The 12,370-nt window shown below is 70.9% G+C and carries 12 protein-coding genes; 9 read left to right on the forward strand and 3 right to left on the reverse strand.

All coding sequences use genetic code 11. The features are described from left to right. Positions 1-36 precede the first annotated feature (36 nt). A complete protein-coding gene (locus tag IH45_RS0103785) occupies positions 37-936 on the reverse strand; it encodes a CPBP family intramembrane glutamic endopeptidase (RefSeq protein WP_234440414.1) in 900 nt (299 codons plus the stop codon). Positions 937-1,139: 203 nt separating this feature from the next. After that, positions 1,140-2,102, reverse strand: a complete 963-nt coding sequence (locus IH45_RS0103790) for a D-alanyl-D-alanine carboxypeptidase family protein (RefSeq protein ID WP_030661252.1) — start codon at positions 2,100-2,102, stop codon at positions 1,140-1,142. 364 nt (positions 2,103-2,466) lie between these two features. On the opposite strand from IH45_RS0103790, the gene IH45_RS0103795 reads away from it, so the two are divergent. The 9 genes from IH45_RS0103795 to IH45_RS0103835 all read left to right on the forward strand — a co-directional run bounded on the left by IH45_RS0103795 (position 2,467) and on the right by IH45_RS0103835 (position 11,386). Then, the gene (locus tag IH45_RS0103795) at positions 2,467-4,128 is read left to right on the forward strand and encodes a sigma-70 family RNA polymerase sigma factor (protein WP_030661253.1); all 1,662 of its coding nucleotides are present in this window, start codon (positions 2,467-2,469) and stop codon (positions 4,126-4,128) included. 639 nt (positions 4,129-4,767) lie between these two features. Next, positions 4,768-5,781, forward strand: a complete 1,014-nt coding sequence (locus IH45_RS0103800) for a ParB and winged helix-turn-helix domain-containing protein (protein WP_030661255.1) — start codon at positions 4,768-4,770, stop codon at positions 5,779-5,781. Between the two features lie 138 nt (positions 5,782-5,919). Next, a complete protein-coding gene (locus IH45_RS0103805; RefSeq protein ID WP_030661257.1) occupies positions 5,920-6,639 on the forward strand; it encodes a TetR/AcrR family transcriptional regulator in 720 nt (239 codons plus the stop codon). A gap of 31 nt (positions 6,640-6,670) precedes the next feature. Continuing rightward, positions 6,671-7,075: an ester cyclase gene (locus IH45_RS0103810; RefSeq protein WP_030661259.1), complete on the forward strand. Its 405-nt coding sequence runs from the start codon at positions 6,671-6,673 to the stop codon at positions 7,073-7,075. A gap of 37 nt (positions 7,076-7,112) precedes the next feature. Further along, positions 7,113-7,457 (forward strand): hypothetical protein, encoded by a 345-nt coding sequence (locus IH45_RS0103815; protein WP_030661261.1) that lies wholly within the window; start codon positions 7,113-7,115, stop codon positions 7,455-7,457. Between the two features lie 154 nt (positions 7,458-7,611). After that, positions 7,612-8,505: an SGNH hydrolase domain-containing protein gene (locus IH45_RS0103820; RefSeq protein ID WP_050514505.1), complete on the forward strand. Its 894-nt coding sequence runs from the start codon at positions 7,612-7,614 to the stop codon at positions 8,503-8,505. Between the two features lie 180 nt (positions 8,506-8,685). Further along, entirely contained in the window at positions 8,686-9,942 is a 1,257-nt protein-coding gene (locus IH45_RS0103825) for an acyltransferase family protein (protein ID WP_030661265.1), read from the forward strand. Between the two features lie 114 nt (positions 9,943-10,056). Further along, positions 10,057-10,641: a TetR/AcrR family transcriptional regulator gene (locus IH45_RS0103830; RefSeq protein ID WP_030661267.1), complete on the forward strand. Its 585-nt coding sequence runs from the start codon at positions 10,057-10,059 to the stop codon at positions 10,639-10,641. A 52-nt stretch (positions 10,642-10,693) separates the two neighbouring features. Then, the gene (locus tag IH45_RS0103835) at positions 10,694-11,386 is read left to right on the forward strand and encodes a nitroreductase (RefSeq protein ID WP_030661269.1); all 693 of its coding nucleotides are present in this window, start codon (positions 10,694-10,696) and stop codon (positions 11,384-11,386) included. Here IH45_RS0103835 and bla read toward each other — a convergent pair. Continuing rightward, positions 11,383-12,321: a class A beta-lactamase gene (gene bla, locus IH45_RS0103840; RefSeq protein ID WP_030661271.1), complete on the reverse strand. Its 939-nt coding sequence runs from the start codon at positions 12,319-12,321 to the stop codon at positions 11,383-11,385. The two genes, IH45_RS0103835 and bla, sit on opposite strands and share 4 nt — an antisense overlap. Positions 12,322-12,370 lie beyond the last annotated feature (49 nt).

A 12,370-nucleotide genomic window follows, 5' to 3' on the forward strand; every position in this document is an offset into this window, starting at 1 on the left:
GGCCCACCCCCACCCCACCTCCACGCCACCCCGTCCCTACGCGTACGCCGACGGCCGCAGCCGTCCCGTCAGCGCGAGGAACGCGACGAACGCGCCGGTGGCTATCCAGCCGGGCCAGCCGGTCATCCCCATGTGCAGCGGGTCCACCGGAGCGTTCGGCGCGGCGAACTCCTTGACCATGCCCACGCTCGCCGTGCTGACGAAGGTGTGGCCGACGACCGCCGGCACCACCGACCCGGACCGCAGACGCAGCCAGGTGAAGACCGGCAGGATGAGGACACAGCTGACGACTATCGCGAACACGGAGACGTACCAGTGGTGGCCGGGGTACTGCCCGCCCATCAGGAGCGTGGGCAGGTGCCACAGCGCGAAGGCGGCGCCGGTGCCCGCGTACGCCCACACCAGGCGCGCGCCCTTGCCGCGCCCGGCGAGACGCGGGAAGAGGTAGCCCTGCCAGCCCAGTTCCTCGCCGAGGAACAGCGGCAGCGACACCAGCATCTTGAGCAGGAGGCCGATCGCCCAGGCGCCGAGCCCGCTCCAGGGGACATGGAACGGGTAGTGCCCCGTGGTGGCGCCGATGACGAGCGCGGCGACGGTCAAGAGGGCGGGGACCACGAGGGCCACCCCGCACGAGCGCGCGACATGGGCCCAGGACCGTGACGGCCGCAGGGCGAGGACGTCCCGTATCCGGCCGGCCGGCTCCACGTACCTGACCACGAGGAGCGCGGCGAGGGCCGGCGCGAACATCGCGGCCGAGACGCAGACCTGCTCCAGCGTTCCCATGCCCGAGCGGGCGCTCTCCCGCTGGAAGCCGGTGGCCAGGAGGGGCGTCATGGCCACCCACATGCCCAGGTAGGCCACGCCGAGGAACACCAGCAGTCCGCGGCGGCGCAGTGACAGGGGCAGCGGCGTCAGGGTTCGCAGGGAATGGGTCATGACTACGACGCTAGAGACCCACGGTGGCCCGGGGAATGCGGTATTCCACCGTTTCGACCTGAAGACTTCTGCACCCCGATTCGGCACTCGACAGCCGTAACCTCCCGGCCGGGCGGCAGGAGGAGGGCCCGCGTGCCGGCGCCCCGCGGCAGCAACAGGGGCCTGCCCGTGGCCGGATGCCACGGGCAGGCCCCTGTCGTCCGCTACTTCGCGAAGCCGTAGTCCAGCAGCTTCTTCGCGTCGGCGGTGCGGTTGGCCACCGAGGTGGAGGCCAGGACCGTACCGATGACCGTCTTGCCGTTCCGGGTGGCGGCGAAGACCAGGCAGTACTTGGCCTCCGGGCCCGAACCGGTCTTGACGCCGATGGTGCCGGTGTAGCTGCCCAGCAGGTTGTTGGTGTTGGTCCACGACATGTAGCGGTAGCCGCCGTTCTTCGTGGTGACCTTCTGCTTGGTCGACTTGGTCCCCACGACGGTGCGGAACGTGGCGTTCTTCAGCGCGTTGGAGGCCAGCGTCGTCAGGTCGCGCGGCGTCGAGTAGTTCGCGCCGTTGCCGATGCCGTCGAACGAGTCGAAGTGCGTGTTCTTCAGGCCGAGGTTCTTGGCCGCGGTGTTCATCTGGCCGATGAACGACTGCACCCGCGCCGCCCGCGTGGACCCGCTGCCGAACTTGTCGGCGAGCGCGTACGCCGCGTCGCAGCCGGACGGGAGCATCAGCCCGTACAGCAGCTGGCGGACGGTGACCTTGTCCCCGACGATCAGACCGGCCGACGAGGCCGTCTTGGAGACGATGTAGTCGCTGTACGCCTTGTCGACCGTGACCTGGGTGTCCAGGTTGAGGTTGCGCTGCGACAGCACCACCTGCGCGGTCATGATCTTGGTCGTGGACCCCATGGAACGACGGGAGTCCGCCGCCTTGGTGAACGCGGCCTTGCCGGTGGCGTTGTTCATCACGAACCCGCCCGCCGCGGCGATTGTGGGCGCCTGGGGCGTCCCGGCCTTCGCCGCGGCCTGCTGGGCGGCCTTGCTCGCCGCGGCTCTCAGCGTGGCGGCCCCGGGGGTCTCGGCCTGTGCCGGAGCGGCGAACGCTCCGGCCAGCAGGACGGCTCCCGCGGCGGTGACGGCCGTCGCGGACAGGCGACGCACGCCCTTAATGCCAGTTTTCAATGCAAAATCTCCAAATATACCTGTAGTGCGCCCACATGAGGAAGTGGCTCGCTCGTGAGACGCGGGAGGCACGCCGAAGGATGCGCGCCGCGCGGGAAATTCTCGCCGGTGGTGCGCTGATGTTCCGCCGGTGAAAGAAGGGGCCCCGCCTCCGGCTTCACCGCTGCGTCCCTGGTCACAGGCTTGGTACGGGCAACATCCGCCGCCTCGCGCGGCCCGTGCGGCTCATCTGCCACTCCCGCCGCATCGCTGATCCGTACGATTTCCGCGGACGGCTGCTCGATTTCTGTTATCCGCCCGGTCGTCGCAGCATCTCCTGAGTGTGGGACGCAACAGGCCCGAGTCGAAAGAGAGTGGACACAGCGTGAGCAGCGAACTCGACCCTGCGGTGATTGCCGCCGCGCAGGCGGGGGACGGGCAGGCCAGGGACCGGCTCGTCACCGAGTCCATGCCCTTGGTGTACAACATCGTGGGGCGCGCGCTGCACGGCCACGCGGACGTGGACGACGTGGCGCAGGAGACGATGCTCCGGGCCCTCGCCAGCCTCGGGGAACTGCGTGATCCGGGCAGTTTCCGGTCCTGGCTGGTCGCCATCACGATGAACCAGATACGCGCGCACTGGCGCCAGGAGCAGGCCGCACCCGTGGACGGCGGCCTGGACGCCGCGTACGACGTCGCCGACCCCCGCGCCGACTTCGTCGGGCTGACCATCGTCCGCCTCGGCCTGTCCGGGCAGCGCCGGGAAGTCGCCGAGGCCACCCGCTGGCTGGACGAGGCCGACCGGGCGCTGCTGTCCCTGTGGTGGCTGGAGGCGGCCGGCGAACTGACCCGCGCCGAGGTCGCCACCGCCATGGAACTGACGCCCCAGCACACCGCCGTACGCGTCCAGCGCATGAAGTCCCAGCTCGAAGCATCCCGCGTGGTGGTGCGCGCACTGTCCGCGAACCCGCGGTGCGTGCTGCTGGAGACGGTCGTCGAGCAGTGGGACGGCGTGCCCTCCGCGCTGTGGCGCAAGCGCATCGCGCGGCACGCGCGCGAGTGCACGGTCTGTTCCGCCCTCTCCTCCGGGCTGGTGCCCGCGGACCGGCTGCTCGTCGGCCTGGCGCTGGTGCCGTTGGCCGCCGCGCTCGCGCCGGACACCCTGGAGTCTCCGGTACTCGCGGGCGCCACCACCCAGCCCGCCATGTCCACGGCGGCAGGCGGCAGTACGGCGACCCCCTCGGCGGGCGGCGCCACCGCGACCGGCGGACGCGCCCAGCTCCGTGACGCGCTGCGCGAGAGCCGCCGCGTCCGCCGCCGGCGCGCCGTCACCGCGGCAGCCGTGGCCGCCGCCGCCCTCGCCACCGTGGGTGGCGCCCTCCCGCTGATCACCTCCGGCCCGGACGAGGACCCCGGCATCTCCCGCGCCGCCACGGAGCCCGAGTCGGCGCCGCTGGCCGCACAGCCGCCGCGCAGCCCCGCCGCGAGCCCGTCGCCCTCCAAGAAGAGCCACAGCCCGACGCCCACCCCGTCCGCTTCGGCCTCCCACTCCAAGGAGCCGCACTCGCCCCGCAAGAAGCGGGAGCCCTCGGAAGCGGCCACCCCGGCCCCGCGCCCGTCCTCCGCCGCGCCCGCCCCGGCCGCCGGTTCCGCGAGCGGCCAGTCGCCGTTCGCGCAACAGGTCACCGCCCTGGTCAATACCGAACGCGCCAAACAGGGCTGCGCGCCCGTACGGGGCAACAGCCAACTCGACACCGCGGCCGGGCGCCATTCGCAGGACATGGACGCGCGCAATTACTTCGACCACACCAACCCGGACGGCAAGGACCCGGGCGACCGGATCAAGGCCGCCGGATACCAGTGGAGTACGTACGGCGAGAACATCGCCCGGGGACAGCGGTCCGCCGCCGAGGTGATGAACAGCTGGATGAACAGCCCCGGCCACCGGGCGAACATCCTCAACTGCGATTTCAAGGAAATCGGCATCGGCACCCACGAGGGTTCCGGTGGGCCGACCTGGACGCAGGTGTTCGGCGCGCGCGGTTGACGGGGGAAGGCCGGCCAATGCGCGGGACCGACCTGTCGCCCCGCGCAACGGCCCGCCGCTCGGGCCTACTTCCGTAACCGTTCTCCGCGGCCGCTGTCTTCCCGCGCACGCTCACACAATTCTCAAGGGGAATTCCTACCGGACAATCCTTCCGGGATTGTCCGGAGCCGAGGCCCGTCCCCGGGCTGAGCAGGCCGGACAAGTGCTGGACAAGTCCTGGACAACAGCCCCCTTCCCGGGCCCGGCCCACCGCCTCAGCATCAGCAGCACGACGGCGACTTCGAGCCAGGCGCGCACGGTGCGGAAAACGCACTCGCGCCGGCCGGAGTCACCGGGCACCCACGGCCGACCGGCGACGACCGGCCGTGGCGGCGCGGCGGCGGGCCATCGGCTTGGGGACGGGCCGCCGGTTTCCGGCCCGCCGCGCCGGACGGTGCCGAAGCGGGGGACCGGACACGACATGGCTGCGCCGTGCCGCGCGATTGCTTTCCTCCGCTGCTCCGTTGTCCGCAGACGCAAGGCGAAACACCGTCCGCCGCCGTCGGCCCTCCCCGAAAAGCTAGCCGGAGGCGGGCCGTGAGCCGTCCGGTATTCCGGAACAAGGGCAGCCGACGGCGAACGCGAGCCTAGGAGGACGCATTGGAACCCGGGCAGTCGCAGGTCGACCCGCACACGGTCGTCGAGGTGGAAATCAGTGCCCTGTCGGTGAGCGATTCGCCGAGAATCGCGGGGGAGAGCGCGGAACACATCGAATTGCTGACCGTGGCCGACGGACCGCTGCCGCCCATCCTCGTCCACCGGGACACGCTGCGGGTCATCGACGGTATGCACCGGCTGCGCGCGGCCCGGCGGCGCGGCCAGGAGACCATCGAGGCGCGGTTCTTCGACGGCGACGACGCGGACGCCTTCGTCCTCGCCGTCGAGTCCAACAGTGCCCACGGTCTGCCACTGACCAAGGCGGACCGCAAGCACGCGGCCGAGCGCATCGTCGCCTCGCACCCCACCTGGTCCAACCGGATGATCGCCGGCATCGTCGGCCTGGCCCCGGCGACGGTGGCCAAGGTCCGCCGGAAGATGCCGGGCGGTGCGACGCCGGAGCGCGGACGCGTCGGCCAGGACGGCCGGTTCCGGCCGCTCGACGGCGCCGAGGGCCGCAAGCTGGCCGGTGACCTCATTGCCGAGAACCCCGACCTCTCGCTCCGTCAGATCGCCCGGGCGACGGGCATCTCCCCGGAAACCGCGCGCGACGTACGCAACCGCATCCGCCGTGGCGAGGAACCCCTGCTGACGGGACGGCGCAGCGGCCCGCGCGGCCAACGCGGCGGACACCGGGGTCCCGGAAGGCCCGCCGGGCGGCGCCGGGGGGCTGCCGGTGCGGTGGCACCCGTACGGCCGCCCGTGGCGGACCGGAGCAGCACCGTGCAGCGACTCAAGGGCGACCCGGCGCTGCGGTACAGCGCCACCGGCCGCACCCTGCTGCGACTGCTCGGCATCCACATGGTCAGCCCGCAGGAGTGGGAGAGGATCACGGCGGACATTCCAGCGGACTGCCGGAGCACCGTCGCCGAGCTGGCCCGCGCCTGCTCGGACAACTGGACCGAACTGGCCCAGCGCGCGGCGGAACGCCAGGCCGGCGAATCCGTGGGGGCCTGATCGCCGCTCGGGCAGGGGAGGCGGCCTGCGGGCCAGGAGGACCGGCCCGCGGCCCCCACCGTGTACGCCGTCCGCCTCCGCCCCGCAGGCCGCCCCTCGCGAACCGGCCCCGCCGTCCCCCGATGCCAGACTGCTCCCGTGAGTGACCACAGCACAGCGGATACGGAACGGGGCGCGGCAGCCGGGCGGGGGCCGGCGCGCCGGGGACGGCCGGCCCGCCTCTCCCGGGACCGGATCATCGAAGCAGCCCTCGGCATCGTCACCAGGGAAGGCAGCGCGGCGCTGACCATGCGCCGGGTCGCCGAGGCGCTGGGCAGTTCCCCGATGAGCATCTACCGGCACGTACGGGACAAGGACGAGCTCCTGGTACTGCTGCTGGACCGCATCGTGACCGACCTGCCCCGGCCCGCCCTGCCCGACGAGCCCCGGGCCCGCCTCCTGGCGCTGCTGACCTGGCAGCGCGACGAGCTGGCGGCCCGGCCCTGGGTCGTGGACGTACTGGGCCGCGGCGACCTGATGACGCCCTCGGTCCTGTGGCTGCTGGAGGAGATCTACGTCGCCTGGCAGGCCTGCGGCCTGTCGCTGGAGGAGGCGGCCACGGCCAACCGGATCGTCTGGAATTTCCTCCTCGGCGACCTCGCCCAGCACGCCGCGCGCCCCGAGGGCCGCTCCCCGTACCAGGTCAGTGTGCCTGCCGGGGCCGACGCCGACCGGTACCCCACGGTGGCCGCGCTGCGCCCGTACTGGCTGTCCCCGGACCGCCGCAACCACCTCGCGGACGATCTCGGCACGCTGGTGGCCGCGCTGACGGCGACGCTGCCGCACCGTTGTGCGGCGCGCCCGGCCGCTGGTGGTTGACCCGTTGCGTACGCGTACACAAAATGGCGGTATGAACGTCATCGAATCGCTCTACCGCCGCTGGCTCTTCGACCTGTGGCACGGCGATTTCGCCGTGGCCGAGGAGATCCTGACCCCCGACTTCGTGGGCCACTGGCCCACCATGGACGTGCACGGGCCGAAGGGGGCGGCCGACCAGATCCGCCGGTCGCACGAGTACTTCACCGACATCCGCAACACCCTCGACGTCGGCCCGGTCATCGGCGACGGCCTGGTGGCCGCGCACTGGACCTTCCACGGTGCGTACCGTGGCGGCATCCCCGGTGCCACCGCCGAACCCGGCACCCGCGTCTCCTTCGCGGGCCAGGACATCTTCCGTGCCGCCGACGGCCGTTTCGTCGAATACTGGGTCGTCTCGGACGGACTCGGCATGATGCAGGCGCTGGGGGCGATCTGACGCAGGCGCATCACTCGGAGGACACCGGGGGGTAACCGTGGCCGGGGACGATCCGCACATCCACGTCAAAGAGAAGGTAGCCCATGGCGATGCCGCCGCCCGCACGATGCTGGCGGCCACGTTCGGTCTGGCCGGCGATCTGCCGAGCCGGGTCACCACCGGATGCGGGCTGCGGGTGGCGTATGTGATGACCTCGCCGCGCCCGGACCGTGTCACGTGCCTCGCCTGCCGTGAGCACGCGCACCGCGAGCACCTGCGCCTCGCGGAGGAGGTCGAGCGCCTGAGCCGGATGCCCGGATCGGTCGTCAGCCCCGCCGAGGGAGAGCTGGCGGCAGACTGGCATCGTGACCTCGCGCGGAGGTTCTCCGACGTGGCGGAATGACCCGTACCGGACGGCGGGCCCAGCGCGCTCCGGGCAGGCCTTCCGAGCCGGATTCCGCCACCTCGTGACCGCCGTATGACGGAGTTTTCCTCGGTATGTGACCGGATAATGACAGGCCCCCGCACGGCTCGTGCACCGTGCTTGTCTCGAAACCATGCACAGCAAGCACATCGCGGACAGTCCGTCCTCCTCGCAGCAGCAGTTCCCCGCCCCCGCCGCTCCCCGGCGCCGCCCCGGTCGGCGCGGGCACCCCGCTCTGGCCGCCGGAGCCCTCCTGGTCGTGGGCGTGTCCCTCGCAGCCCTCACCGGCTGCGGCAACTCGGCGTCCGGCAACGGCGACAACGCCGGCTCCGCCGCCTCCGCCCCGCCCGCGGGAAAGAACGGCGGAAAGCCGCTCTCGAAGCTGCTCTGGATGGGCGACTCGATCGCCGAGGCCGAAGCGCCCGCCCTCGAAGCCGCGGTCAAGGCGGGCGGCGCGGAATTCAAGTCCATTGCCTCGGCGGGCGGCGGTACGGTCGTCAAGGGCGAAGGCCCCACCGCCCAGTTCGCCGACGACACCTACAAGCAACTGGCCAAGGCGGTCGAAACCTTCCACCCGGACGTCATCGCCTACCAGGTCACCACGTACGACTGGGGCACCGCCGCCCAGCAGGCCGGCTCGTACGAGCGCCTCGCCAAGGCCGCGAAGGACGCCGGCGCCGAACTCGTCATCGTCTCCGCACCGCCCTTCAAGATCGACGACTTCTACAAGAGCCACGAGGCCGCCATCAAGTCCGCGCCGAAGGCGGCCCAGGACGCCGCGGCCAAGAACGCGGGCCAGGTCCGCTTCTTCGATGCCGCCGGCCTGTGGGGCACCGACAGCGCCGCGGCCAAGGCCCAGCGCAGCCAGGACGGCATCCACACCTGCCAGCAGGGCGCGGCGGCGTTCGCCAACTGGTTCGGGGGCCAGCTGAGCCGGCACTACTCCTTCACCCCCGCGGCCCCGGAGAAGTGGGCCAAGGGCACCTGGACCGGTTCCAAGGTCTACGGCCAGCTCAAGTGCGGCTGACGCCCGTACGCCGTCGCCCGGGTGCCGCGTCCGTACCCACGGAGGCGCGCCGGAAGCGACGGCGGTGAGCGGGCCACATCGCCCGCCAACGCGTCGAGGGTGCTGCTCCCGCGCCGGAGCAGTGCCCTCGGCCGCCGTCTCCCACTCTCCCCGCTGCCCTGTTGCCCCAAGGACCTGTACATGCCGACGATCACAACCACGGCTACGCCGCCCTCCCACCGCCGCCGCCCGCGCGCGACGGCCCGGCACATCGCACCGCTGGACGGCCTGCGCGGCCTGGCCGTCCTCGGCGTCCTGTTCTTCCACGCCGGACACTTCGGTGGCGGCTTCCTCGGCGTCGACCTGTTCTTCGTGCTGTCCGGCTTCCTGATCACCGGCCTGCTGCTCAAGGAAGCCGCGGACCGCCACGGCAGCATCGACCTCGCCGCCTTCTGGGAACGCCGGGCGCGTCGTCTGCTGCCCGCACTGACGGTGATGATCGCCGGAACGCTGTTCCTCGCAGCGGCCGCGGGGCCGCCGTACCTGCTCGGCTTCGCCCTGGAGGACGGCCCGTGGGCCGCGCTTCAGGCGACGAACTGGCACTTCATCAGCGAGCAGGTCGGTTACTGGAACGACGCCGACACCCGCGTCTTCAGCCACCTGTGGAGCATCGGCGTCGAGTGGCAGTTCTACGTGGTGTGGCCGGTGGTGGTCGCCGTCCTGGCACGGGGGCGGGCCGCACGCCGTCTCGTGCCCGTGATCGCCGCCGTCGGTGCCGCCCTCTCCCTTACGGTCATGATCGCGCTCGCGCATGGTCCGGACACCACGCGCGTGTACGAGGGCACCGACACCCGCGCCTTCTCGCTGCTGCTGGGCGCGCTGATGGCCACCGCCCCGGCTCGCCGCCTGCTGGCCAGGGTGCCCGGTCGTCTGGCCGGCGGCCTCTGCGCCGTCCTGGTGTGCACCCTCGGCGCGTACTGGTTCCTCACCGATGGCCCCGGTTCACCCTTCCTCTTCCAGGGCGGCCTCTTCCTCCACGCCCTGGCCGCCGCCCTCCTCATCGCCCTTCTCGCGCACGCCCCGGCCGGTCCGGTCGGCCGTCTCCTGGGCAGCCGGCCCCTGCGATGGCTGGGCGGCATCTCCTACAGCCTCTATCTCTGGCACTGGCCGGTCTATCTGCTGCTCTCCGAAGAAACCCTGGGATTCGGCGGCTGGGGACGTACGGCGCTCCTGGTCCCCATTTCCCTCGCGGCCGGATTCCTGTCCAAGATCCTGGTGGAGGACCCCATACGTTTCAAGGCCCGCTGGGCTCGGAGCCGTACGGGAACGGTCTGCCTCGCTGCCGTACTGGCAGCCGTGGCCGCTGCCTGCCTCTTCATTCCCGCACCGAACCAGGGCGCGGACTCCGTGGACCTCACCCGGCTCACCGCCGCTTCCGGCGTCGTTCCAGGGGTTTGACGCCCTGCGTACCGATCGGTACTGTCGCATGCGTACCGATCGGTACGCGTGTGTGCGGTGCCGTCTCCGATTCCCGTCACGGCGGCAACGCGGCGACCACTTCGAGGAGTTCTGATGGCGGACGGACCACCGCGGCACTCGCCGGCCGGGCAGCGCGTGTGGGAGACCGCGTGCGATCTCTTCTACCGGGAAGGCATTCGCTCGGCGGGTGTGGCCGAGATCGCGGAGCGATCGGGCGTCGGGAAACCGAGCATCTACCGCAACTTCGAGTCCAAGGACGGCCTCGCGCTGGCCTATGTGAAAGCGAAGGCGGCCCCTCCACGCGTCTGGCTGGAAACCGCGCGCGCCGCCTGCCCGGACGACCCGCTGGGGCAGCTCCGTCACGTCATCGCCGAAATAGCCGAGCAGATCAGCGCGCCCGGATACCGGGGCTGCGCGCTGGTGAACGCGTCCGTCGAGTTCCCCGACCGTGACCATCCGGTGCGTGTGGCCGTCGGCGAGCTCAAGGCCGAATACCTGGAACTGCTGGCCGAGCTGGTCTCCCACCTTTCCGTACGCGACCACCGCACCCTGGCCTACATGCTGCAAATGCTGGTCGAGGGCGCCAGCGTCACCACCCAGATCTACGAGGCGGAGAAATCCGCGACCGCGCTGAAGGAAGCGGCGGACCGCCTCATCGACTCCTGCCTGGAGCGATAGCCCTGCCTATCCTTTCCTGCCCTTTCTCCGTTCTCCGCGAATCGAGACAGCCATGCCTGCCACCACTGCCGCTGACCTCCCCGACTACGCCGAGCAACTGATACGCGGCCGGCGCGCGACCCGTGCGTTCAAGCCGGACCCCGTGCCGGAAGACACCCTCCGGGCCGTCTTCTCCCTGGCCGGCGCGGCTCCCTCCAACTCCAACACCCAGCCCTGGCACGTGGAAGTGGTCAGCGGAGCGGCCAGGGACCGCCTGGGCAAGGACCTGGTCGCCGCGCACGCCGACCAGCGCATGTCGCTGGACTTCCCGTACCGCGACGACCTCTACACCGGTACGTACGCACAGCGGCGCCGAGAGGCGGGAGCCGCAATGTACGGCGCGCTCGGCATCGGCCGTGACGACCACGAGCGGCGCGAGGCATTCAACGCCGAAAGCCTGAACTTCTACGGCGCGCCGCACGTGGCGCTGCTGTTCCTTCCGCCGAACGCGGAAGAACGCATGGCCGCCGACGTCGGTATGTACGGGCAGACGCTCCTGCTGGCCCTGACCGCGTACGGTATCGCCAGTTGCCCCCAAGGGCTCCTGAGCTTCTACGCCGACACCATCCGGGAATCACTCGGCATCGTCGGCGACAGAAAGATACTGTTCGGTGTCTCCTTCGGTTTCACGGACACCACCGCGCCCGTCAACAACATCACCGTCCACCGTGCCGGACTGGCCGAGACGACCCGTTTCCACAGCTAGCCGAGCGTATCCAGCACGTACTTGGCCGCCTCGGCGATGAGCGCCTGATCGTATGCGGCATCCTTGGTTGATTTGCTCGACATGATGGAAATGAGCAGCGGCGACGCGGACTTGGCGGGCCACACGACGGCGATGTCGTTGAGCGTCCCGTAGTCACCGGTGCCGGTCTTGTTGGCAACGGTCCAGCCTCGTGGAACAGCGGCCCGGATGCGCTGGGCGCTGGTGGCGTTGCGTTCCAGGAGGTCGCGGAGGAAGGCGCGCCGGTCGGCCGCCAGGACGTTCCCCAGCACGACCTTCTGGTAATCCGTACCGAACGCCCGGGGAGATGACGTATCGCGCGGATCCCCCGGGGTGGCTTCCGTGATCGCCGGCTCGATCCGGTCCATCCGGGTGACCGTGTCGCCGAGGCCACGGACGAATGCCGTGAGCGCTCCGGGACCTCCGATCTCGCGTAACAATAGATTTCCCGCCGTACCGTCGCTGAAGCGGACGGCCGCGTCACACAACTGGCGAAGCGTCATTCCCGTGGCCACATGTTTTCCCGTGACGGGGGAGTGCTTCATCAAATCGGCTTCGGTGTACGTAACGACCGTGTCCATGTGCGACAACGGACGGCGGTGCAGAACCGCCGCTGCCGCCATTCCCTTGAACGTCGAGCAGAATGCGAACCGTTCGTCCGCCCGGTGGGTGACCGTGGCGCCCGTACCGGTGGCGAGGGCGTACACCCCGAGCCGCGCGCCGTACTTCCGCTCCAGCGCGCTCAAGCGCTGGTGGCGGTCGCTTCCGGGGGAAGCCGAGAGGGGCGTGGGGGAGGGCGAACCGCTGGGCGGTGCGGCTTCGGGTGCCTTCTCCTTCGCACATCCGGCCAACGGCACAAGCGCCGCGGCCATCCCCAGGACTGCGCGGCGAGAAGGGATCGATCGCGATGATGTCATGGCCTCACCTTTCCCTGCCGCGTGCTTATAGGACAAGCGTGCACGGCGC

Origin of the sequence: Streptomyces rimosus subsp. rimosus, assembly GCF_000720725.1 — a bacterium.
Taxonomy (GTDB): domain Bacteria; phylum Actinomycetota; class Actinomycetes; order Streptomycetales; family Streptomycetaceae; genus Streptomyces; species Streptomyces rimosus_A.